At 74.3% G+C, this 23,331-nt stretch carries 14 protein-coding genes and 2 pseudogenes; 9 read left to right on the forward strand and 7 right to left on the reverse strand.

What is annotated here, in order from left to right:
- The first annotated feature begins 42 nt into the window (after positions 1 to 42).
- Positions 43 to 1,542 carry an SCO1417 family PLP biosynthesis transcription factor gene (locus tag AC4IHM_RS27955; RefSeq protein WP_490869737.1) on the forward strand — a complete coding sequence of 500 codons (1,500 nt, stop codon included), beginning with the start codon at positions 43 to 45 and terminating at the stop codon, positions 1,540 to 1,542.
- 64 nt (positions 1,543 to 1,606) lie between these two features.
- On the opposite strand, the gene AC4IHM_RS27960 is transcribed toward AC4IHM_RS27955, so the two are convergent.
- Positions 1,607 to 3,433, reverse strand: a complete 1,827-nt coding sequence (locus AC4IHM_RS27960; protein ID WP_490869738.1) for a hypothetical protein — start codon at positions 3,431 to 3,433, stop codon at positions 1,607 to 1,609.
- A 52-nt stretch (positions 3,434 to 3,485) separates the two neighbouring features.
- The gene (locus AC4IHM_RS27965; protein WP_490869739.1) at positions 3,486 to 3,680 is read right to left on the reverse strand and encodes a hypothetical protein; all 195 of its coding nucleotides are present in this window, start codon (positions 3,678 to 3,680) and stop codon (positions 3,486 to 3,488) included.
- Between the two features lie 340 nt (positions 3,681 to 4,020).
- Between AC4IHM_RS27965 and AC4IHM_RS27970 the strand changes: the two genes are divergently transcribed.
- The 4 genes and pseudogenes from AC4IHM_RS27970 to AC4IHM_RS27985 all read left to right on the forward strand — a co-directional run.
- Positions 4,021 to 4,413, forward strand: a complete 393-nt coding sequence (locus AC4IHM_RS27970; RefSeq protein WP_490869740.1) for an ankyrin repeat domain-containing protein — start codon at positions 4,021 to 4,023, stop codon at positions 4,411 to 4,413.
- Between the two features lie 334 nt (positions 4,414 to 4,747).
- Complete coding sequence (locus AC4IHM_RS27975) at positions 4,748 to 6,166, forward strand: HEAT repeat domain-containing protein (RefSeq protein WP_490869741.1); 1,419 nt, start codon at positions 4,748 to 4,750, stop codon at positions 6,164 to 6,166.
- A gap of 222 nt (positions 6,167 to 6,388) precedes the next feature.
- Entirely contained in the window at positions 6,389 to 7,528 is a 1,140-nt protein-coding gene (locus AC4IHM_RS27980; RefSeq protein ID WP_490869742.1) for a glycosyltransferase family 4 protein, read from the forward strand.
- Positions 7,525 to 8,661, forward strand: a pseudogene (locus AC4IHM_RS27985) (glycosyltransferase); the annotation flags it as partial. The gene AC4IHM_RS27980 and the pseudogene AC4IHM_RS27985, both read left to right, overlap by 4 nt.
- A 15-nt stretch (positions 8,662 to 8,676) precedes the next feature.
- On the opposite strand, the pseudogene AC4IHM_RS27990 reads toward AC4IHM_RS27985, so the two are convergent.
- Positions 8,677 to 8,967 (reverse strand): annotated as a pseudogene (locus tag AC4IHM_RS27990) (MFS transporter); the annotation flags it as partial.
- Between the two features lie 265 nt (positions 8,968 to 9,232).
- Here AC4IHM_RS27990 and AC4IHM_RS27995 point away from each other — a divergent pair.
- The 4 genes from AC4IHM_RS27995 to AC4IHM_RS28010 all read left to right on the forward strand — a co-directional run bounded on the left by AC4IHM_RS27995 (position 9,233) and on the right by AC4IHM_RS28010 (position 17,224).
- Complete coding sequence (locus tag AC4IHM_RS27995) at positions 9,233 to 9,928, forward strand: GntR family transcriptional regulator (RefSeq protein ID WP_490869743.1); 696 nt, start codon at positions 9,233 to 9,235, stop codon at positions 9,926 to 9,928.
- Between the two features lie 79 nt (positions 9,929 to 10,007).
- Positions 10,008 to 11,534 (forward strand): hypothetical protein, encoded by a 1,527-nt coding sequence (locus AC4IHM_RS28000; protein ID WP_490869744.1) that lies wholly within the window; start codon positions 10,008 to 10,010, stop codon positions 11,532 to 11,534.
- An 82-nt stretch (positions 11,535 to 11,616) separates the two neighbouring features.
- Positions 11,617 to 12,498, forward strand: coding sequence for a hypothetical protein (locus tag AC4IHM_RS28005; RefSeq protein WP_490869745.1), 882 nt, complete (start codon positions 11,617 to 11,619; stop codon positions 12,496 to 12,498).
- Positions 12,499 to 12,571: 73 nt separating this feature from the next.
- Positions 12,572 to 17,224, forward strand: a complete 4,653-nt coding sequence (locus AC4IHM_RS28010; RefSeq protein WP_490869746.1) for a hypothetical protein — start codon at positions 12,572 to 12,574, stop codon at positions 17,222 to 17,224.
- Here AC4IHM_RS28010 and AC4IHM_RS28015 read toward each other — a convergent pair.
- The 4 genes from AC4IHM_RS28015 to AC4IHM_RS28030 form a co-directional block, all read right to left on the reverse strand.
- Complete coding sequence (locus tag AC4IHM_RS28015; protein ID WP_490869747.1) at positions 17,213 to 18,334, reverse strand: aromatic ring-hydroxylating oxygenase subunit alpha; 1,122 nt, start codon at positions 18,332 to 18,334, stop codon at positions 17,213 to 17,215. The two genes, AC4IHM_RS28010 and AC4IHM_RS28015, sit on opposite strands and share 12 nt — an antisense overlap.
- A complete protein-coding gene (gene solA / locus AC4IHM_RS28020; RefSeq protein WP_490869748.1) occupies positions 18,331 to 19,500 on the reverse strand; it encodes an N-methyl-L-tryptophan oxidase in 1,170 nt (389 codons plus the stop codon). Before solA ends, AC4IHM_RS28015 begins: the two co-directional genes overlap by 4 nt.
- 81 nt (positions 19,501 to 19,581) lie before the next feature.
- Positions 19,582 to 22,035, reverse strand: coding sequence for a GcvT family protein (locus tag AC4IHM_RS28025; RefSeq protein WP_490869749.1), 2,454 nt, complete (start codon positions 22,033 to 22,035; stop codon positions 19,582 to 19,584).
- On the reverse strand, positions 22,032 to 23,117 hold the full coding sequence (locus tag AC4IHM_RS28030; protein ID WP_490869750.1) for an S-(hydroxymethyl)mycothiol dehydrogenase: 1,086 nt from the start codon (positions 23,115 to 23,117) through the stop codon (positions 22,032 to 22,034). The genes AC4IHM_RS28025 and AC4IHM_RS28030 overlap by 4 nt, the downstream gene beginning before the upstream one ends.
- Between the last annotated feature and the right edge of the window lie 214 nt (positions 23,118 to 23,331).

Raw genomic sequence — 23,331 nt, forward strand, 5'->3', positions numbered from 1 at the left:
ATGGCCAACCATGGCCAATTCGGGGAAGGTGGACTGATTTTTATGGCGCAGTGGACCTCGGCCGTGGGAGCGGGCCAACTCGCCCGGCTGCTCGGCTCCCAGCAGGACCGCCCGGCCGGGCCCGGGACCCGCCGTCCGCCCGCCTACCGTGCGCTCGCCGACGGCGTCCGGCTCCTGGTGCTCGAAGGGCGCGTGCCGGTCGCGGCCCGGCTGCCCGCCGAACGCGAACTGGCCCTCGCCCTGACCGTCAGCCGCACCACCGTCGCCGCCGCCTACGAGGCTCTGCGCGCCGAAGGCTTCCTGGAGTCACGGCGCGGCGCGGGCAGCTGGACCGCCGTACCGGCCGGGAACCCCTTGCCGGCCCGCGGCCTGGAGCCGCTGCCGCCCGAGGCGCTGGGCTCGATGATCGACCTGGGCTGCGCGGCCCTTCCCGCGCCCGAGCCCTGGCTGACCCGGGCCGTCCAGGGCGCCCTGGAGGAACTGCCCCCCTACGCGCACACCCACGGCGACTACCCGGCCGGACTGCCCGCGCTGCGCGCGATGATCGCCGAGCGCTATACCGCGCGCGGGATCCCGACCATGCCCGAGCAGGTCATGGTGACCACGGGCGCGATGGGCGCGATCGACGCCATCTGCCACCTGTTCGGCGGGCGCGGCGAGCGCATCGCCGTGGAGTCGCCCTCGTACGCCAACATCCTCCAGCTGATGCGGGAGGCCGGTGCCCGGCTGGTCCCCGTCGCGATGGCCGAGGGACTCACCGGCTGGGACGTGGACCGCTGGCGCCAGGTACTGCGCGATGCCGCACCGCGCATCGCCTACGTCGTCGCCGACTTCCACAACCCCACCGGCGCGCTCGCCGACGAGGACCAGCGGCGGCGGCTGGTGGACGCGGCCCGGTCGGCGGGCACGGTGCTCGTGGCCGACGAGACGATGAGCGAACTGTGGCTGGAGGACGAGGTGGAGATGCCGCGTCCCGTGTGCGCCTTCGACCCGGCCGGCTCCACGGTCGTCACCGTCGGCTCCGCGAGCAAGGCCTTCTGGGCCGGGATGCGCATCGGCTGGGTCCGCGCCGCGCCCGACGTGATCCGCAGCCTGGTCGCCGCGCGCGCGTACGCCGACCTGGGCACGCCCGTGCTGGAGCAGCTCGCCGTGAACTGGCTGTTCAGCACCGGCGGCTGGCGGCAGGCCGTCCAGGTGCGGCGCGAGCAGGCCCGGGAGAACCGGGACGCGCTGGTGACCGCGGTACGGCGGGAGCTGCCGGACTGGGAGTTCGAGGTTCCGCGGGGCGGGCTCACCCTGTGGGTGCGGACCGGGGGCCTGTCGGGCTCGCGGCTCGCCGAGGCGGGGGAGCGGGTGGGGGTACGGGTCCCGTCCGGGCCGCGGTTCGGGGTGGACGGCGCCTTCGAGGGCTATGTCCGGCTGCCGTTCACCGTCAGCGGCGCGGTGGCCGAGGAGGCGGCCGTACGACTGGCCGCGGCTGCCCGGCTGGTGGAGAAGGGAGGCGTCGGGGGCGGCGAGGCGCCGCGGACGTTCGTGGCGTAGCCGGAGGGCGGGGCGCCTCGCGGCCCGGGGCGGAACGGTGGGGCGTGCCGCCCCGGCCCCGGGGTCAGGAGGTCTCCGCCGCGACCGCCTTCGCCGGCACCGGCCCGGTCGGGACCGACTCGGCCGCCGCCTCCATCGCGACCGGCACCGGCTCGGCCTGCGCCGTGGCCTCGTCAGGTCCGGGCCCGGCCGCCGCGGGGACGCCGTTCTTCTCGTTCTGCCCGAACTCCCGGGTCTCCTCCGGCTCCCCCGTCTCCTCCTCGGTCCTCTCCTGGGCCTTCTTCTCGGTCTTCTTCTCGGTCTTCTTCTCGATCGAGACGGCCTCCGGCTCCTCCTCCGCCTGCGCCTCCGGGGGAACCGGTGCCCGTTCCCCGTCGGCCGGCGTCGTGCGCGGTGGGAGCAGTTCGAGCACCGCACGCCGGTGGGCGTCGCTCGTCGCGTCGTCGTAGGGGTCCGGCGTGGCGGGGACCTGGAGGCGGTGCACCGGACCGGCGCCCAGGCGGGCGTATCCCCGGCCGGGCGGCACCTGGTCGACGGGCGTGGTGTGCGGGGGAGCGCCCAGCACGGCCGTCAGCTCGTCCACCGTGGCCGGGCCGAGGACAACACGCGCGCGCGTGTGCTGCCGTACGGCGTCGCCCAGGCCGTCCAGGGCGTCCAGCTGGTCGGCGACGACCACCGTCACGTTCGCGGCGCGGCCGTGCCGCAGCGGGACCTGGAGCAGGGTCTGCGGGTCCCTGCGGCCCTCCGCTGCGGCGAGGTGCGTGAACGCGCCGGGACGGTCCAGGAAGACCCACAGCGGCCGACGGGTGTCCTCGGGCGCGGGCCGGCCGTCCTGACGGGCCCGGTTGACGGCGATCAGACGGCGTTCCGTCTCGGCGGCGGCCCACTCCAGGCTGGTCAGCGCCCCGGTGAGGCCGCACTCGACGGCCAGGACGCCGTCCCGGCCCACCAGGCAGGCGTAATCGCCGGTGCCGCCGCCGTCGACGATCAGCAGATCGCCGTGGTTCAGCACCTGGAGGGCGATCGAGCGCAGCAGGGTCGACGTGCCGGTGCCGGGCTGCCCCAGGACCAGCAGATGCGGCTCGGTCGAGCGGATGCCGGTGCGCCAGACCACCGGCGGCACGTCCCGCCGCTGCGCACCGTGGGTGAGCGGGAGGGTGCGCCGGACCCGGGTCGGGTCGGTGAAGCCCAGGACGGTCTCGCCGGGCGCCGTGACGAAGCGCTGGGCGGCGATGTCGGTGGGCAGCGCCGCGAGCACGTCGACGCAGAGGTGGTTGGCCTCCTCGTCCCAGGTGAAGTGGTACTCCCGGCTCCGCCCCGACTTCGCGGTGAGCAGGTGCTCGATCCTGGCCCTGGCCTCGGGCTCCCCGTCGGTGAAATACGCCGGGTAGCGGATCACCAGGTGGAAGAAGCGGCCGTCGTCGTCGAACTCGTACACCGGGAACGCCTTCTCCCACGCGCCCCCGTGGGCGTACAGGGGGTCGGGATCCTCGGCGAGCGAGAAGTACGGGACCAGCGCCTCGTAGAGCGACTGGAGGCGCCTGGCCTGGGAGTCGTCGGGGCCCTCGGGCGCCGACGGGGTGCGGTCCCTGCCCTGCCAGGCCGCCGCCGCCATCAGCACGACGACGGCGAGCAGCGGGCCGTACGGCACGAGGGCCACGACCAGGACCACCGAGGCCACCAGGAACAGCAGCGCGCCGCGCCGGTCCTTGGGCGTCTGGGTCCATCTGCGCCGCGCCGCCGCGGCCAGTCGGCGCAGACCGCGGGCGATCGTGATCAGCGGCTGGAGGACGTTGGTGGCGCCGTCGGCCGCCGTCCGGGCCAGCTCCCGGCTCCGGGCGAGCTGCGCGCCGCCGTTGCTCAGAATGCGGGGGAGGGGCCGCCGGGCCACTGCTGCCTCCTGGAAGTGCGTGGGTGCGGATGTCGGGCGGGAAGGGGGACCGTCAGAACGTGATTCCGCCGAGGAGGCCCGCCAGGCTCTCGCCGCCCGCCTTGATGCTCGGGGCAATGGCCGTACTCGCGAGATAGAACCCGAACAGGACCGCGACCAGCGCGTGCGAGGCCTTGAGGCCGTCCTTGCGGAAGAAGATGAAGACGACGATGCCGAGCAGGACCACGCCTGAGATCGAGAGGATCATGTGAGTTCTCCTGGTTTGCGGGGACAGTCACCATGAGTACTTCCAGGATCACAGGATGTATCCATACGATAAAAGGTGCAAATGGTGGAAATTCTGGGGAATTGACCCACTTGCTCGGGTGGCCGGTGGGCCGGTTGAGCAGCCCTGTTGCGTCCCGCGGTGTCCGTGCCGATCTTTGCCCCGGGCGCGTCGGCCCAGGGGCGGCGCGAGCCAGTACCCTGGCGATTCACTCGCACGGCCGCACCGCTCGCGGCCGTGCGCACACGTAGTCCCCAACGTCCGAGGTCTCGGCGATGCCCCGAGACGCTCGAAACGTTCGTAGTGAGAGGTGGTCCGGCCGATGAGTGAAGCCCCCGACCCCGAGGTCGTGGAGCTGGCGACCAAGATCTTCGATCTGGCCCGGCAGGGGCGGACCGAGGAGCTGGTGGCGTACGTGGACGCCGGCGTCCCGGCCAACCTCACCAACGACCGCGGTGACTGCCTCGTCATGCTCGCCGCCTACCACGGCCACGCCGACGCGGTGCGCGCGCTGCTGGCGCGCGGCGCCGACGCCGACCGCGTCAACGACCGGGGCCAGACCCCGCTCGCCGGGGCCGCCTTCAAGGGTGAGACGGAAGTGACCAAGGCGCTTCTGGAGGCCGGCGCGGATCCCGCCGCCGGTACCCCGTCGGCCGTCGACACCGCGCGGATGTTCGCCCGCACGGAGCTTTTGGAGCTGTTCGCCGCCCAGTGACCGGACGCGGGCCCGGGGCACCGACGGGTCTGCTCCACACTTTCTGACCAGGCAAAACACAAAAAACGGGGGAGGCGGTACCGGGCCGCCGATATTTCGGTCGCGGCAGATGTGACCGCCGGGTCATCATGACGACGTGATTCACGGACACGATGGCCGGGCAGATGTCGCCGCACCGCGCGGGCCGTGAACACGGCCCGCAGGGCCATCGACGAGAGGCAGAGAGACATGGTCTTCAGCAAGCAAGAGACGGCGGGCGCTCCGACGTGTTGGCGCACAGCCAGGTAACGCGTGTTCCCCGGTTGCGTCGACGCTTGATGTGAGGCTGTTTCCCATGTTCGATCCGGTCATAGCGCCCAGCGGTACGCTGCTCGGCCTGCTCCAGCGGGGTCGCGGTGACGGCACGCTGCACGCGCTCACCGCTCCGCGGGCCGAAGCGCTCGCGGCACTGAACCACTGTGTGCTGCACGATCCCCGCCACGACTGGCAGGTGGAGAACCGCTCCCTCTACTACGCCCGCCTCTATCTCGACCTGAACGGGGAGCTGGACGCGATCGCCGCGCACCTCTTCGACCCCGAGGACGTGCTCGACGGCGACGAGTCGCGCACCGGGCTGGCCCTCGCGGTCCTCGGCCACCTCGCCTCCTACGGCAGGCTGGACGCGCTCGAACTGCTGCGCCGCTACGCCGCCCACGGCGTCAACTGGGAGTGGGCCCTGGACGAGCTGGCGCTGCGCGACGACGACGCCGGTCTGCGCGCCCTCGCCGCGCCCGTCCTGGCGCGCTTCCCGCACGACCCCGAGGGCGAGGCGGAGCTTGCCGTCGCCGTGCGGGACGCCTTCGAACCCCGGCCCTGGCGCCTGTGGGCCGACGACCCCCGCGAATCGATCGCCACGCGCGTGCGTGCCGCCCAGGAGGCGGGGTGCTTCGACCGCTGGCAGCGGCAGATGAACCCCACCGGACCCCGGCCCGGCTGGAGCGTGCGGGCCGTGTTCGAGTGGGCCGAGCAGGGCGTCGGGCGCGGCGCCGCGCTCCATGTGCCGGCCGCCCGCTGCCTCACGGCCGTCGCCGGCCCCGGGGACCGCCCCGAGATCGTCGAGGCCGCGCGGTCCGGCACCGAGGGCGCCCGCTGCACCGCCCTGCGCTATCTCGCCGACGGCGACGACCCGGACGCCCTCGACCTGATCGAGGCCGCCGTCTCCGGCGGCCCGGCCCCGGTCGTGGAGGCCGCCGTCGCCGCCTACGAACGCATGCGCGGCCTCGCCGCCGTCGACCGGGCGCGCGGCTGGGTGCACCGGCCCGACGCCCTGGGCGCCGCCGCCGGACGGGTGCTCGCCTGCCGGGGCGCGGCGCAGGACCGCGACCTCGTCCTCGCCGCGGTGCGGGAGGCCGTACGCTGCGAGGGCCCCGACGCGCCGACCCTGTGGACCCTCGTCGACGGCACCGGACGGCTCGGCATCGCCTGCGCCGCCCCCGTACTGCGCCACATCTACCGCGAGACCGCCTCCTCCCACCTGCGCGGCCGGGCCGCCCGCGCGCTGGCCGCCACCGATCCCTCCTTCGCCGCGGGCTTCGCCGTCGAGTGCCTGTGGGACTGCGAGGAGACCACCCGCGAACTGGCCGCCCGCCACGCCGAGACCGGCGACAACCGCGTCGTCGAACGGCTGCGCAGGCTCGCCGCCGATCCGGCCGAGGAGGACGAGGTCCAGACGGCCGTACGCAGCCGCTTCGGACCGGACGCGCCCGCCGTGTGAGCGGTCGGCGCCGGCTCGAACGGGCCGGCTGGGACAAGGGTTTCCGGTGGGTGTGCGCCGTGCCCGGCAGGCCCTGCGTGTGAACGGCGGATGACCCGCGGGGCAGGCCGACATGGCCGTGGCGGGGCCCGCGCGGGCGGGCGGGGCAACGCTCATGGGACGTTCCCCGGCCGGAAAGATCGACGTTGAAGCGAGCACGTCCGGCGCGGCGACAACACCGGTATGCGTGTCGTCATCGTGACCGAATCCTTTCCCCCCGATGTGAACGGCGTGGCCCACTGCGCGCTCCAGACCGCCCGGCACCTCGTCCACCGCGGCCACGACTGCGTCGTCGTCGCCCCGGCCACCGCCACCGCCACCGTCACCGGCGACGAGGCGGACACGTCCGCCCCGTGCCCCCTCGTCCACGTCCCCTCCCTCCCACTTCCCGGCTACCCCCAGGTCCGCGTCGCCCTGCCCAGCCGCCGCGTGGCCGCCGCGATCGCCGGGCACCGAGCCGACATCGTCCACCTGGCGAGCCCCTTCGTCCTCGGCGTGCGGGGCATGGCCGCCGCCGCCCGGCTCGGCGTCCCCGCCGTGGCCGTCTACCAGACCGACCTCGCCGGATACGCCCGTACATACATGGGGGCGGGCGAGGCCACCGCCTGGCGGCGCATCCGCTCCGTGCACGCCGCCGCCGACCTCACCCTCGCCCCCTCCGGCGCCGCCCTGCGCGACCTCAAGGCCCACGGCGTGCCCCGGGTCGGCCTGTGGCCGCGCGGCGTGGACACCGTCCGCTTCCGGCCCGACCGGCGTGACGAGGAACTGCGCCGCGAACTCGCCCCGGGCGGCGAGCTGATCGTCGGCTACGTCGGTCGCCTCGCCCCCGAGAAGCGGGTGGAGCTGCTGTCCGACGCCTGCGCCCTGGACGGCGTACGCGTCGTGGTCGTCGGAGACGGGCCCAGCCGGACCGGCCTCGAACAGGCGCTGCCCGGCGCGGTCTTCCTCGGCCGCCGCACCGGCGACGACCTCGCCCGGGTCTTCGCCTCACTGGACGTCTTCGTGCACACCGGCCCCTTCGAGACGTTCTGCCAGACCGTGCAGGAGGCCATGGCGAGCGGCGTACCGGTCGTCGCGCCCGCCGCGGGCGGTCCGCTGGACCTCGTCGCCCCCGGCCGCACCGGGCTGCTCGTCCCGCCGCACGACGCCGCCGCCGTGCGGGACGCCGTGTGGTCCCTGTCCGCCGACCCCGTGCTGAGGGCCGCGTACGGGGCGGCGGGGCGGGCGACCGTCGAGGGGCGCACCTGGGCGGCCGTCGGCGACCGGCTGATCGGGCACTACACGGACGTGCTCGCCTCCCGGAAGGCGGTGCTGGCGGCATGAGCGCGCTGCGGATCGTCCGCCTCGCCAACTTCGTCGCGCCCTCGTCCGGCGGACTGCGCACCGCGCTGCGCGAGCTGGGCAAGGGCTTCCGCGCGGCCGGACACGACCCCGTCCTCGTCGTCCCCGGCGCCCACCCCGACGACCGGGAGACCGAACAGGGCCGGGTGATCACCCTGGCGGGGCCCCTGCTGCCGGGCACCGGCGGATACCGCGTCCTGACCGACAGACGGCGCGTGGCCGCGCTGCTGGAGGAACTGGCACCCGACCGCCTGGAGGTGTCCGACCGCACCACGCTGCGCTGGACCGGCACATGGGCCAGGCGGGCCAGGGTCCCCGCGGTCATGGTCTCCCACGAGAGCACCGACGGTGTGCTGCGCACCTGGGGGCTGCCCGAGCGGACGGCCAGGCGCACCGCCGACGCCCTCAACATCCGTACGGCACACACCTAGGCGCGCGTGGTGTGCACCACGGAGTACGCCGAGCGGGAGTTCGTCCGCGTCGGGGCGCGCAACGTCGTACGGGCGCCCCTGGGCGTCGACCTGACCGGGCGGCACCCGGCGCTGCGCGATCCGGGACTGCGCGCCCGGTACGCGCGCGTGGACGAGACGCTGCTGGTGACGTGCTCCCGGCTGTCCGTGGAGAAGCGGCCCGGTACGGCGCTCGACGCGCTGGCTGCGCTGCGGCGGCGCGGGCGGCGGGCGGTGCTGGTGGTGGCCGGTCAGGGGCCGTTGCGTGCGCGGCTCGAACAGCGGGCGGGGGAGCGGGGGCTGCCGGTGACCTTCCTCGGCCACGTCACCGACCGCGGGCTGCTCGGCGCGCTCCAGGCGTCCGCCGACGTGTGCCTGGCGCCCGGACCGGCCGAGACCTTCGGGCTGGCCGCGCTGGAGGCGATGGCGTGCGGCACGCCCGTGGTGGCGAGCGCGTCGTCGGCGCTGCCGGAGGTGATCGGCTCCGCCGGGGCCGTCGCCGCCGACCACGGCGAGGCCTTCGCGGACGCCGTGGAACTGCTCCTCGCGCGCCGGGAGGCGGACCGGCGGGAGACGGCACGCGCGCGTGCGGAGTGCTTCGGCTGGGACGTGGCCGTCGGCGCGTTCCTCGCCGCGCACGACGCGGCGGCCCCCACGCGTCCCGTGCCGGCGGAGCCCGGAGTTGGGCGCGAAGCCGCAGGCCACCGTGAACACGGCGTAGGTGATCACGGTGAGCAGCAGCGCCCTGACCCGCCCGACGCGGTCTGCGAGGACACCCGCGAGGGCCCCGCCGACCGCCGAGACGACCAGCGTGACCGTGGTGAGCAGGCCGGTCTGGCCGCTGTCCAGGCCGAAGTAGGCGGCCAGCGCGACCATGGTCAGCGGCAGCGTGAAGTAGTCGTACGAGTCGAGCGCGTAGCCGCCGAACGCACCCCCGAAGGCGCGGCGGCCCCGCGGGCCGAGGGCGCGCAGTCAGCCGAACGGGCCGTCGTCCCAGGCGCGTTCGCCGGTGCCGGGAGGAATGTCGGTGGGCAGGGCCTGCGGTGGAGGGGACGAACTCATGGGCACCTCGCAGTGGGAGGACGGAGGGTGCTGGACGAGAGTGAGCCGTTCGGTGCGGCGGCGGCGCGGTGGGCGGTGGGGGCGCCGGCGGCACTGAAGGCACGGTAGGGGATCGTTCAACGATCCCTCAATACCCATGTTGTTTCGTTCTGGTGTCTGCGGTTGAATTCCGGGCATGGCAGAGCAGCTGACGGGACTGGCCGACGATCGCGCCCTGCTCGGGCGGACCAGCACCGCCGAGCGGGTCTCGGACATCCTCAGAAGTCGGATCGCCGAAGGCTACTTCCCGCCCGGGACCCGCCTGTCGGAGGACAGCATCGGCGGCGCGCTCGGCGTCTCCCGCAACACGCTGCGCGAGTCGTTCCGGCTGCTCACCCACGAACGCCTGCTCGTCCACGAGCTGAACCGGGGCGTCTTCGTCCGGGTCCTGACCGTCGAGGACGTGGAGGACATCTACCGCACCCGCGCCCTCGTCGAGTGCGCCGTCGTCAGAGGTCTCGGAGAGCCGCCGTACGGCCTGGACGCGGTCGCCGGGGCCGTCGAGGAGGGGCGGCTGGCGGCCCGCGAGGGTGACTGGAAAGCGGTCGGTACGGCCAACATCCACTTCCACCGGGAACTGGTGGCCCTCGCCGGCAGCGAACGCACGGACGAGCTGATGCGCAGCGTCTTCGCCGAACTGCGCCTCGCCTTCCACGTCGTGGACGACCCGCGGCGCCTGCACGAGCCCTACATCGCGCGGAACGCGGAGATCCTGGAAACCCTGGAGAGCGGCGGCCGGGAGAAGGCCGAGCGGCTGCTCGCGGTCTACCTGGAGAACTCGCTGCGGCGCGTCGTCGAGGTCTACCTGCGGCGGGTCGGCGACGACGGGTGAACCCCGGCGACGCCTGCCGCGTCGGGGCGCATCTGCGTCGTTTGGGTCGTTGTCGGACCGAGGACCTAGTCTGTGCACCGTGACTTCGCCTGCATCGACGGACAGCGTTCCGCCCCAGCTCAGCGCGGGGCCGCGCCCCGCCCAGGGACCGGCCGCCGACGAGGGACTGGCGCGGCGCCTGCGCGCGCTCGCCTGCACCGCCCCGCTGCACGACCTCGACGCGCGCAAGGCCAACCTCGCCGGTGAGTACTCGGTGTACGGCATGGCGGAAATCGCCCTCGCCGCCATCGACCTCGTCACGCTGAACATGGACTTCGACACGGGCGCCGACCACGACCAGATAGTGGCCAGGCTGATCTCGCGCGTCGCCGCCCAGGCCCCGGCACGGCCCGCCGCCGAGCACGAGCGGGTGGCCCGCTGGGTCCTGGAGAATCTGATCAACGTCGGCAGCGTGGACCGCGGCTTCCGCGCGGTGTACGGCACGTTCGGGCCGGACGGCGCCTATGTGCGGCGCGACTACGACTTCAAGCTGCTCGAAGAGGTCCCCGGGCCCGGCGGCACCGTCTATCTGCGCACCACGGACGAGGCGGTCAACGTCCTCGTCGGAGCCCTGGACACCGATGTCACCAGCGCCCAGATCGCCGCCGAGGTCAAGCTGGAGGTGCTGATCAGCCGCGGCCGCCTCGCCGACGCCCAACTCGCCGCCGAACAGGCCAGGTACCGGACCGTGCAGTACTCCGAGACCCTGCGCAGGGCCCTGGACGCCACCCGGCGCAACGTCCGCGCGGTGGACTGGCTCAGCGCCGTCCCCGACATGATCGCCGAGGCCCTTGACCACGTCGCCGACCGGTATCGCCACGAGAACGCGATCCTGACCAACATCCGCAGGGCCCGCGACGAGTCCGAGGACCCCGAGCACAAGCGCCGCACGGCCGAGCTGGTCGACATCGTCAAGGACTGCATCCGCCGCCACACCCAGCTCCAGTCCCGCCTCCTGGAGGCCGGCCCGCTCTTCCGCGCCGAGCAGGACCGGCAGGCCTTCGGCACGCCCCTGACGACCTCGGGCCTGGACCTGTACGGCCATCTCGTCGCCCCCGTCCTGCCGTTGCCCCTGGAGGGGGCGCTCCGCGTCACCGACGCCTTCTTCGCGCGCGGCACCGGTCTGCGCACGCCGGTCTCGGTCCGGGTCGGCGACCTCGTCGACATCCTCCTGACCCCGCCCGTGGAACGGGAGCACCTGGGCGCCGAGATGCCGGAGCCCGACCTGATCGCCACCCCGGACGACAGCCGCTTCAGCGAGGAGCAGCTCGCCGCGGCCATGGAGCTGCTCGACCTGCCGCACGACGCCCCGCGCCGGCTTTCGGGACTGCTGGCCGACGCCCGCGCCCGGGACGCCGAACTGCCCTACCTCGTCGCCCTGCTGGCCGTCCACGCGGCCAGCCCGCCGGTCGGCACCGCCTACCGGCAGGGCGAGCCGAAGCTGCTGTTCGCCGTGGACGACGGCACCGAGCTGGACGACCCCGAGTTCGGCGGCGCCGACCTCGTCGTCGGCACGGCGCTGCTGGACGCGGCGGGGATGGCCGCGGACCGGACGGAGGCGGCATGAGGACCCGACAGCACCGGCACCGCGGACGAGACCACCGGCACCAGCACCAGCACCAGCACCAGCACAGCGAGGAGTACCGACCGTGACCGAGCACGTCGACCGGAGCGAACCGGAGGCGGGTGCCGCGCCGGCCACCGCCGCCGTCACGCCCGCCGACGCCGCCGACGCGGCGCGGCTCGTCGCCTTCGGCCTCCAGCCCAAGCTGCCGCCCGCCCGCGACCAGGAGTACGCCGACCTGCTGCGCCGGTACCGCGAGGACCCGCCCTTCGCACGGCTCGCCGACGCAGTGGCGGCCGGCCTCGGACTGATCGTGCTGGAGGTGTCCGCGCGCGCGGGAATGGCCGTGACCGCCGCCGAGGACTCCGTGTTCGCCGTCCGCATGGGCGACTACGCGCGGCGCGCCGCCACCGACTCAGGCGACCGCTTCCTGCACGGCCTCGCCCACCTCGCCGTCGCCGCCATGGCCTACCCGCGCCCCGAGGACCTCGCCGACGACGGCTACATCGGCCGCGTCACGGTCAACGGCGTGGACGCCTTCGTCCGCCAGGCCTGCCGCAGGCTGGAGGAGCGCGCGGACCAGCGCGGCGAGAACACCGATCCGGCCACCGACGCCCCCGGCCTGGAGGCCGCCTGGCGGATCTGGGCCCGGCGCAGCTCGACCGGTGCCACCAAGGACGCGCGCAGACTCCCCGGCTCCACCACCGGCATCGTCGGCAAGGCCGCCGCCTTCCTCACCGAGTCCGGCTTCCTCCAGCGCACCGGCGACGACAGCGGCGGCACCTACCGCACGACCGCGCGCTACCAGCTCCAGGTCCGCGACATGGCGGGCAGCGCCGCCATGGCCGAGCTGCTGGAACTGGGCGTCGTCCCGGTGACCGACGGCACCGCGACACTGCTGCCCGCCGAGGAGACGGACGACCTGGAACTGGTCGCCGACGCCGGACTCCCGTTCCACTCGTCCTGATCCACGCCACCGCACCACGCCACCACGCCCCGCACCACGCCCCCGACTTCACGAAGACTTACGAGAGTCCGCCATGTACGAGCTGTCCCGGGTCCGCCTCTACTCCATCGGACCCGCCGGTGCGCGCTACGCCGACACCGTGCTTGACCTGCGCGGTGTGGGCGAGCCCGTGCCCGACCCCGCGCCCACGCAGGCGGAGTTCTTCGAGGAGGAGCCCGTCGGACCGCCGCGCCGGCCCGCCCCCGCCGGCGTGCTCTTCCTGGAGAACGGCGGCGGCAAGTCCGTCCTGCTCAAGCTGATCTTCTCGGTGATGCTGCCCGGCCACCGCAACACCCTGGGCGGCGCCAGCTCCGGCGTGCTGCGCAAGTTCCTGCTCGCCGACGACTGCGGACACGTGGCGCTGGAGTGGCAGCATGTGCAGACCGGCGAGTGCGTCGTCGTCGGCAAGGCCAGCGAGTGGCGCGGGCGCCAGGTCTCCAACGACCCGCGCAAGTTCGCCGAGGCCTGGTACTCCTTCCGACCCGGCCCCGGACTGACCCTGGACAACCTGCCCGTCGCCGAGGCCACCGCCGTCCGCCCGCCCGTCGAGGGCGTCTCCGGCGCCCGGGGCCGGCGGCGCACCATGAAGGGCTTCCGGGACGCGATCACCGAGGCCGGGAAGGCCTACCCGCACCTGGAGGTGCACTGGGAGGAGATCCACGACCGCTGGGTCGAGCACCTCACGGACCTCGGCCTCGACCCCGAACTCTTCCGCTACCAGCGCGAGATGAACGCCGACGAGGGCGAGGCCGCCGGCCTCTTCGCGGTCAAGAAGGACTCCGACTTCACCGACCTGCTGCTGCGCGCCGTCACCGACACCCGCGACACCGACGGACTCGCCGACCTGGTCGGCGGCTTCGGCAACAAGCTGGGCCGGCGCGCCGAGCTGATCGCCGAACGCGACTTCACCGCCGGCTCCGTCGACCTCCTCGGCCGGATCGTCGAGGCCGCCGAGGCCCGCACCCGCGCCCGGGACGTCCACACCGCAGCCGAACGCCGCACCAGGACCCTGGCCCGCAGGCTCTCCGCCCGCGGCGCCCGGGAGCGGCTGCGGGCCGGCGATCTCGCCCAGCGGGTCACCGCCGCGGCGTACGCCGTCACGCACGCCGAGTCGGCCCGGGACCGCAGCGCCCTCATCGCCGCCGAACTGGCCTACCGGCACGCCTCGCTCGCCCTGACCGCCGCCGAGAAGTCGGCCGCCGCGCAAAAGCGTGAACTCGCCGACGCGCGCACCCTGCACTCCGCCTGGCAGGCCGCCGAGGCCGTCCTGCGCCACCGCGCCGCCGCCGACCGCGTCGCCCGCGTGTCCGCCGCCATCCAGGAGGCCGAGCGGGACGCGGCCCCCGCACTCGCCGCCCGCGCCAGGGCCGCCGTCGAACTCGTCCGCGCCCTGCACGCGGCGGCCGGGAAGGCCGAGCACCACGCCAACGAGGGGGAGGAGCGGTCCGCCGCCCTCCAGGAGGTCAGCGACACCGCCCACCGGGACGCCACCACCGCCGCCACCGAGGCGCAGCGGGCCCGCAGCGAGGCCGGACACCTGCGCCAGCGCCTCACCGAGGTCGAGCAGGAGACCGCCGAGGCGGTCCGCGCCGGCTGGCTCGACGACAGCGCGCCCGACGCCGATCCCGCCCGCGCCGCCCTCGCGGCCAGCGACGCCGAGAAGACGACCGTCGCGGCCTGGGACACCGCCCGCGAGGCGGCACGCCGGGCCACCGAGCACGCGCGCGAGGCCGCCGCCGCGGAGAGCCGCGCCGAACTGACGGCGGCCCGCGCCGCCGACGCGGCCACCGCGGCCGAACGCGCCCACGAGGCCGAGCGCCGCACCGCCGAGGCCCTGGCCGCCGAGGAACGGCTCGCCGACCTGCTCGGCCTGGCCACCGGGACCCGGCCGGGCATCCCCCAGCCCCGCCGGGACACGGAACGCGACGGCCGCACCACCGCTCCCCGGGCGCCGGAAGGGGCCCTGACATCCGAGGAACTCGACCGCTTCGCCGACGAACTGCGCGAACTGCTCGACGACACCGTCTCCTGCGCCGAACGCCAGCTGTTCGAACTGCGCACCGCCGCCGCCGACGACTCCCGCATCCTCGGCGCCCTCGGCGACGGCGGACTGCTGCCGCCGGGCCCGGACGTGCTGGCCACCGTGGAGTTCCTCGGCGAGCACGGCATCCCCGCCCTGCCCGGCTGGCGCTACCTCGCGCAGGCCGTCGACCCCGCCGACCACGCGCGCGTGCTGGCCGCCCGGCCCGAACTGGTCGACGGCGTGATCATCACCGACCCCGACTCGCACACCCGCGCACGCGACGCCCTCGGCGACGCCGCCCTGCTGCCGCGCTCCGCCGTGGCCGTGGGCACCGCCGCCGCCCTGCTCGCCCCCACCCCGGCGCCCGGCTCCGGCACCGGGGACGTCTTCCTCGTACCGCCGAACCCCGCCATGCACGACGAGCACGCCGCCGACGAGGAGCGGCACGCGCTGCGCGCGCGGGCGACGGAGCGGGACGAGGAGATCCGCGCCCTCGCCGCCCGCCTCGGCAAGGACCGGGAACTGGCGGCCCGGCTCGCCTCCTGGCGCACCGGCTGCCCCGCCGGAAGCCTCACCGAACTGGCGGCCGCCGCCGAGGAGGCACGCGCCTTCGCCGCGGAGACCGAGGCCGAGCTGACCGAGGCGCGCACCGTGCGGGCCGAGGCCGACGAGAGCGCCGCCGAGGCCGTGGGTGTCCGGGACGAGCGGCAGGAGGCCGCGCAGAAGGCCCGGCGCGCCGCCGACGCCCTCGCCGGACTCGCCTTCCGGCTGCGCGAGCGGGCCGGCTGGCAGGCCAGGCTCCGGGAACTCGCCGACGAGGCCGCCGAGTCCGAGGCCCGCGCCCAGTCCTGCCTGGACCGGGCCCGCGCCGCCGACGAGGACCGGCGCGCCGCCCAGCGCGCCGCCGACGACGCCCGCCGCACCGCACGGGCACTGCGCGCCGAACGCTCCGAGATCGCGGGCGCCCCCGACGACGTACCCGAGGACGGCACCGGCACTCCGCAGCCGTCCCTGCCCGCCCTGCGCGAGGCCTACCGCGCCGCCTCCCAGCTCTACGAGAAGGTCGGCGTCGGCGCCGACCTGCGCGCCGAGCAGGCCCGAGCGGAGAGCGACGAGAGCGCGGGACGCGCGGAGCTGGACCGGCTGAGCAACAAGGTCCGCACCCGGGCCGGGCAACTGCTGGAGTCGCCCGACGGCTCGGACGGACCCTCCCGGCAGGCCGCCGCGGCCCGCGCCGAGGAGCTGGTGCAGCTCCTGGAGACCCGGATGTCGAGCGCGAGCGAACAACTCGGCCGGCTGCGCGGCGAGGCCGAACGGCACGCGCCCGAGGACAGCGACGCCCACACCGAACTCCCCGCGGAACTCCACCCGCGCGACGCCGAACACGCCCAGACCCTGCTGCGCACGGCCACCGCCGAACTCGCCTCCCGCACCGGGGAACTCACCCGGGCCCGCGACGCCCACGGCGAACTGCTCGACGCGCACCGCGCCGCCGAGGACGCGGCAGGCGGCTTCGACGAGATCGCCGCCATGCTCCGCGACCTGCTGCGCGAGCAGGCCGTGGAGGAGGAGCCGGAGGAGCACGAGCCCTACCCGGGTTCGGTGGAGGAGGCCCGCAGGGCCGCCGCCGAGGCCCGCCGCTCCCTGCGCGGCTGCGCCGCCGACCTGTCCGCCGCCGAGACCGCCGTGCGCGAGGCGAGCGACATCCTCGTCCGGCACGCCAACTCCACCCGCTACGAGCAGGTCCGCACCCCCGCGCGCCAGCAGATCCGCGAACTGCCCGCCGCCGCGCTGCCCGAGCACGCGGCCAAGTGGGCGGACGCCTTCGCGCCCCGGCTCCGCGTCCTCACCGACGAACTCGCGCAACTGGAGCGCAACCGCGACTCGATCGTGGACCGGCTGCGCGGCCTGGTCGAGTCGGCCCTCGCCACCCTCCGCTCCGCCCAGCGGCTCTCCCGGCTGCCGGAAGGCCTCGGCGAGTGGTCCGGGCAGGAGTTCCTGCGCATCCGCTTCGAGGAACCCGACCAGGCCACCCTCACCGAACGGCTCGGCGAAGTCGTCGACGAGGCCACCCGCGCGGCCGTGAAGAAGAACTCCGACCTGCGCCGCGACGGCATGTCCCTGCTGCTGCGCGGTGTCGCCGCCGCCCTCGCGCCCAAGGGCGTCGCCGTGGAGATCCTCAAGCCCGACGCCGTGCTGCGCGCCGAGCGCGTCCCTGTCGGGCAGATGGGCGACGTCTTCTCCGGCGGCCAGTTGCTCACCGCGGCCATCGCCCTGTACTGCACGATGGCCGCCCTGCGCGGCAACGACCGGGGCCGCGACCGGCACCGCCACGCGGGCACCCTGTTCCTCGACAATCCCATCGGCCGCGCCAACGCCACCTACCTGCTGGAACTCCAGCGGGCCGTCTCCGACGCGCTCGGCGTGCAGCTCCTTTACACCACCGGTCTGTTCGACACGACCGCGCTCGCGGAGTTCCCGCTGGTCATCCGGCTGCGCAATGACGCCGATCTCAGGGCGGGCCTGAAGTACATCAGCGTGGAGGAGCATCTGCGGCCGGGGCTCCCGCAGCCGACACCGGCCGCCGAGGGGGAGGGCGAGGCGGTGCACAGCGAGATCACGGCGACCCGGATGTACAAACGCCCCGCCCAGTCACCCGCCTAGCCGCTCCAGCAGCCACTCGTGGAAGATCCCGATGTGGTGCTCGGTCGGCACCAGCACCCCGCCCGCGCGGTAGGCCCGGGACGCCATGGCCGGCTGGGTCCGCTCGCAGGCATCGAAGTCCTGCGAGTTGACCCGGTGGAACAGCTCGACCGACTTCGACAGGTCGGCCCCCGACGCCACGACCTCGGGCGCGTACAGCCAGTCGCACTCGACGACCGTGCGGTCCTCGGCGAGCGGGAACATGCGGTGCAGGATCACATGGTCCGGGACGAGGTTGACGAAGACCGTCGGCTTCACGGTGATGGCGTAGTAGCGGCGGTCCTGCTCCGGCGACACCTCGGGCAGCCTGCCGAAGCCCTCGCTGCCGTCCACGGTGAAGCCCCGCACCCCGTCCCCGAACCCGGCGCCGTGGCCCACGTAGTACTGCGCCGCGTAGCCGTCGGCGAACTCCGGTAGCACCTCGGTGAGTTCGGGGTGGATGGTCGCGCAGTGGTAGCACTCCATGAAGTTCTCGACGATGAGCTTCCAGTTGGCCCGCACGTCGTACCTGACGCGCCGGCCGAGGGCCAGCTTTTCGGTCCCGTACTGCTCGATCGCGGCCGGATCGCCGAGCCGTTCGACGGCCGCGCCGCGCACCGTCTCCTCGAAGGAGGGCGGCTCGTCGGCCAGGCACACCCAGGCGTAGCCGAGCCACTCGCGCAGGGCGACCGCGACCAGGCCGTACGCGGAACGGTCGATGTCCGGCATGCTCGTCAGATGGGGCGCGGCCACCAGCCTGCCGTCGAGGCCGTACGTCCACGCGTGGTAGGGGCACTGGAGGGTGCGGCGCACCTCGCCGGACTCCGCCAGGCACAGCCGGGCCCCGCGGTGCCGGCAGATGTTGAGGAAGGCACGCAGGTCGCCCGCGCGGGTGCGGGTGACGACGACGCTCTCGCGGCCCACCTGCACGGTGCGGAAGGCCCCGGGCCGCTCCAGGTCCGCGCCGCGCACGGCGCAGAACCACATCGACTCGAAGACGTGCCGCTGCTCCTCGCGGAAGATCTCCGGATCGGTGTAGTAGTGGCCCGGCAGGGTCGCGATGAGGCTGGGGGAGGGGGGAGTCGTCGTCATGTGCGTGCTCCTCCGGCGGGCGCGGCGGTCGGGCGGGCAGGGTCGAAGAGGGCGATGGGGTGCGCGGTCGCGCCGGTCAGCGCCAAGTCGGCGAGGATCTCCCCGACGACGGGCACGAACTTGAACCCGTGCCCGGAGAAACCGCAGGCCACCGTGACCGATCCGGGGTGCGCGGGATGCCGGGCGATGACGAAGTGCTCATCGGGCGTGGTGGTGTACATGCAGGTCACGGCCTTCAGAAAGGTCCCGGGCAGAGCGGGGACACGGCCGGACATGTGATCCGCCATGGCCTGGATCTCGTGGTCGTGCACGGTCCGGTCGATGGTCTCGGGAGTGGTGGCCCGGCCCTTGCGGAAGAAGGCGACCTTGGCACCGCCGTCGGGGCCGTCGATGGCCGGGAAGCCGTAGACCTGGACGCCGGCCGTGTCCTCCCAGATGTAGATCGGCTGGTGCGCGGGGAGGAAGGGCCGGACCCCGCCCCTCGGCCGGAACCAGTACATGACCTGCCGCTCGACCGTGAACGGCACCCCGAGGTCGGCGAGCAGCCGCGGTGCCCACGCACCCGGGCAGAGCACCAGCTGGGAGGCGGTGTAGGTGTTCTCGGCGGTGTGCACCCGCACGCCGTCCCGGTACGGCTCCCAGCGCGTCATCGGCTCGTCGAAGTGCAGGTCGGCGCCCTGCCGGGTGGCGAGCTGGAGATGGGCGGCGACGGTGTTCTCGGGGCGCAGGAGCCCGGCCCTGGCCTCGTGGAGCGCGACCTCGTCGTCCTCGGGCGTGAGCGTCGGGAAGCGGCGGCGGATCTCCCGGGCGTCCAGCATCTCGTGCGGCAGGTCCCACTCGCGCGCCGAGCGCAGTGAGCCGGAGACGGTCCACGAGTCGGGGCGGCCGACCATCACCCCGCCGCACAGGAGGGCGATCTCCCGGCCGGTGGCCCGCTCCAGGTCCTCGTACAGCTCGTAGGCGCGCAGGAGCAGCGGCACGTACGCCGGGTCCTCGAAGTACGACTGCCGGGTGATGCGGGAACCGCCGTGGCTGGAGCCCCGGTTGTGCACCGGGCCGAACTTCTCCAGGCCGAGCACGCGGGCGCCCCGGGCGGACAGGTGATGGGCGGCGGCGCTGCCCATGCCGCCCAGACCGATGACGATCACGTCGTACGTGGGGGACAACAGGGACCTCCTGGGGGATGTCGGTTCGATCAGGTCGTGGGAGATCGGCGGTGCTCACCGGCATGATCCGAACGACACCCCCTAGCGGCGGATGCGGGTCATCTTCGGATCGAACAGGGGCTCGTCGGCGACCGTGGCGGGCATCTTCTCGCCGAAGTACTCCACGTGCACGCCGGTACCGGTGGCCAGGCCGGCCGGCAGCCAGGCGTACGCGACGCAGCGGCCGAGCGTGTAGCCGTACGAGGCGCTGGTCACGTAACCGGCGGGCGCGCCGTCGACATGGACCGGTTCCTTGCCCATGACCACCGCGGCGGGGTCGTCGAGGAGGAGCGGCGTCAGGCGCCGGACCGGCTCGCCCGCGTGCTCCAGCGCGGCCCGGCCGACGAAGTCCGCCTTGTCCATGCGGACCGCGAAGCCGACCCCCGCCTCCTGGGGACGGTGCTCGACGGTCATGTCGGTGCCCCAGGCCCGGTACCCCTTCTCCAGGCGCAGGGAGTCGAGGGCCGAACGCCCGGCCGCGACCACCCCGAGGTCGCGGCCGGCCTCCCAGAGCGTGTCCCAGAGCCGCAGTCCCAGATCGGCGGTGGTGTACAGCTCCCAGCCGAGTTCACCGACGTAGCTCAGCCGCAGGGCCGTGACCGGGACATGGCCGAGGTAGGTCTGCCTGGCGCGGAAGTAGCCGAACGCCTCGTGCGAGAAGTCGTCCGGGGTCAGCGGCTGGACGAGGTCGCGGGCGAGCGGGCCCCAGACGCCGACGCAGCAGGTGCCGGAGGTGATGTCCCTGACGTGGACGCCGTCCGGGGCGTGGCGCAGCAGGTGGTCGAGGTCGGCGGGCGAGTTGGCGCCGACCTGGAAGCGGTCGGGGGCGAGACGGGCGACGGTGAGGTCGGAGCGGATGCCGCCGGTCTCGTCGAGGAGGAGGGTGTAGGTGACCGCGCCGGGCTTCTTGCGGAGGTTGTTGCTGGTCATGCGGTCCAGGAAGGCGAGGGCCCCGGCGCCGGTGACCTCCAGGCGGCGCAGCGGGGTCATGTCGTAGAGGGCGACCCTCTCGCGGGTGGCCCGTGCCTCCGCCGCCGCGATCGGCGACCAGTGGCGGGCCGACCAGGCGTCGCGGCCGGGCAGGCGCAGCCCTTCGGCAAGCGGGGCGTTCGCCTCGTACCAGTGCGGGCGCTCCCAGCCGCCGCCCTCCAGGAAGTGGGCGCCGAGTGCCCGCTGCCGGGTGTGGAACGGGCTGACCCTGAGCGGGCGCGGCCGGTCCATCGGCTGGAGCGGGTGCAGCACGTCGTACACCTCGACGAACTGCCGCGCACCGCGTTCCCGCACATATGCCGGTGACCGCTGCGCCTCCTCGAACCGCGTGAGGTCGCACTCGTGTACGTCGAGCGAGGGCCGCCCGTCGACCATCCACTCGGCGACGGCCCTGGCGACACCGGCGGAGTGCGTGACCCAGACCGCCTCCGCCAGCCAGAAGCCCCGCAGGGTGCGGGACTCGCCGAGGACCGGCATGCCGTCCGGGGTGAAGGAGAAGACGCCGTTGAACCCCGACTCGATCCCGGCCGCGTGCAGGCCGGGCATGAGCCGGCGGCACTCCTGCCAGCTGGGCGCCCAGTCGTCCGGGGTGAAGGGGTACGACGAGGGCATGGCCATGTTCCGGGCGAGCGCCTCGTCGTAGGCGGGGACGGTGAACGGGTCGACGGGCAGCGGACGGTGGGCGTAGGAGCCGATGCCGAGGCGGTCGGTGTGCTCGCGGAAGTACAGGTCGCGGTCCTGGAAGCGCAGGATCGGCCTCGACGCCTCCGCCGTGGCGCCGCTCAGCTCGGGCAGCGGCCCGGTCCTCGCGTACTGGTGGGCCAGCGGTTGCAGCGGGACGTCGACGCCGGCCATGCGGCCGACGACCGGCCCCCAGAAACCGGCCGCGGAGACGACGTGGTCGGCGGGGAAGGTGCCGCGGTCCGTGACGACCGCGGTGACCCTGCCGTCCCGCCGCTCGATGCCGGTGACCGTGTGCCGGCCGAGGAAGCGGGCGCCCCGTGCGGTGGCGCGGTCCAGTTGGGCGCGGGAGGCGTGCAGGGCGCGGGCCAGACCGTCCCCGGGGGTGTGGAAGCCGCCGAGCACCACCGACTCGTCGAGGAGCGGCCAGAGTTCCTTGCAGCGCGCGGCGTCGACGATCTCCCCGGCCACGCCCCAGACGGCGGCGTGTCCTGCCCTGCGGCGCAGGTCGGCGAGGCGTTCGGGGGTGGTGGCCAGCTCCAGGCCGCCGACCTGCTGGAAACACGGCACGCCGGACGACTTCAGGGAGGTGAACTTCTCGACGGTGTACCGGGCGAAGGCCGTGAGGGTGCGGGAGGGGCTGGTCCGGAAGACGAGGCCGGGCGCGTGCGAGGTGGAGCCGCCGGGGGCGGGCAGCGGGCCCTGGTCGAGGACGGTGACGTTGCGCCAGCCGCGCGCGGTCAGCTCGTCGGCGAGCGAGCAGCCGACGATGCCGGCCCCGATGACGACGACACGGGGGGAGGCGTGGGAGTCCGGGGCGCTCACAGGACCACCACCGAGCGCAGCACCTCGCCGCGGCGCATCTTGGCGAACGCCTCCTCCACCCGGTCGAGCGTCGTCGTCTCGGAGACGAAGGCGCCCAGGTCCAGCAGCCCGTACAGATACTGGTCGATCAGGAACGGGAAGTCGCGGCTCGGCAGACAGTCGCCGTACCAGGACGACTTGACCGCGCCGCCGCGCGAGAACACGTCGAGGAGCGGCAGTTCGACCGTCGCCCGCGGGGTGGGCACCCCGACCTGGACCAGCACGCCCGCGTGGTCGCGCATGTAGAACGCCTGGCGGAACGTCTCCGCGCTGCCCACGGCGTCGATCGCGATGTCCACGCCGTGGCCGTCGGTGAGGGCGCGCACCGCCTCGACCGGGTCCGTGCCCCGCGAGTCGACGGTGTGTGTGGCACCGAACCGCTCCGCGCGGTCCAGTTTCCCGCCGTCGACGTCGATCGCGATGATCTTCATTGCGCCGTTCAGGGCGGCGCCCGCGATCGCCGCGTCGCCGACGCCCCCGCAGCCGATCACCGCGACGGAGTCGCCGCGGCCGACGTTGCCGGTGTTGACGGCGGCGCCGTAACCGGCCATCACCCCGCAGCCGATCAGGCCGGCCGCCTCGGGCCGGGCGGCCGGGTCGACCCGTACCGCCTGGCCGGCCGCGACCAGCGTCTTCTCGGCGAAGGCGCCGATGCCGAGCGCGCCGGTCAGCGGGGTGCCGTCCAGCAGGGTCATCGGCCGGGCCGCGGTGCGGGATTCGAAGCAGTACCAGGGGCGGCCGCGGCGGCAGGAACGGCAGCCCCCGCAGGGCGCCCGCCAGGCCAGGACCACGTAGTCGCCCGGTGCGAGGCCGCTGACGCCCTCGCCGACCGTCTCGATCGTGCCGGCCGCCTCATGGCCGAGCAGGAACGGGAAGCCGTCCGTGATCGCGCCCTCCCGGTAGTGCAGATCCGTGTGGCAGACCCCGCAGGCCTGTACCGCGACGAGCACCTCGCCGGGCCCCGGGTCCGGGACGACGATCGTCTGCACCTCGACGGGTGCGCCCCTCTTCACAGCGACTACGGCACGGACCTCGTGTGGCACGACAAGCTCCTCTGCTGTTGCGCATTGCACGATGGGTTGCGCGATGAGGAACATAGTGGGAACGCCGACAAGTGGCCGTCAAGAGGTACGGGTTAACCCTTGGCAAAAGGAACGCGAAGGCCGAAATCAGCCGGACACACGACGGCGCGGGACCGCTGGACCCCGGCCGGAGTCCCGGTCCCGCGCCGTGCGGCGTACGCCGCCCCGCCCGCGC

This window comes from Streptomyces sp. SL06 (assembly GCF_058244745.1).

Coding starts and splice junctions, on each gene's coding strand:
- AC4IHM_RS27980 (WP_490869742.1), top strand. CDS start 6,389: ATGCGTGTCGTCATCGTGACCGAATCCTTTCCCCCCGATGTGAACGGC.
- AC4IHM_RS27995 (WP_490869743.1), top strand. CDS start 9,233: ATGGCAGAGCAGCTGACGGGACTGGCCGACGATCGCGCCCTGCTCGGG.
- AC4IHM_RS27965 (WP_490869739.1), bottom strand. CDS start 3,680: ATGATCCTCTCGATCTCAGGCGTGGTCCTGCTCGGCATCGTCGTCTTC.
- AC4IHM_RS27970 (WP_490869740.1), top strand. CDS start 4,021: ATGAGTGAAGCCCCCGACCCCGAGGTCGTGGAGCTGGCGACCAAGATC.
- AC4IHM_RS27955 (WP_490869737.1), top strand. CDS start 43: ATGGCGCAGTGGACCTCGGCCGTGGGAGCGGGCCAACTCGCCCGGCTG.
- AC4IHM_RS28015 (WP_490869747.1), bottom strand. CDS start 18,334: ATGACGACGACTCCCCCCTCCCCCAGCCTCATCGCGACCCTGCCGGGC.
- AC4IHM_RS27975 (WP_490869741.1), top strand. CDS start 4,748: ATGTTCGATCCGGTCATAGCGCCCAGCGGTACGCTGCTCGGCCTGCTC.
- AC4IHM_RS28010 (WP_490869746.1), top strand. CDS start 12,572: ATGTACGAGCTGTCCCGGGTCCGCCTCTACTCCATCGGACCCGCCGGT.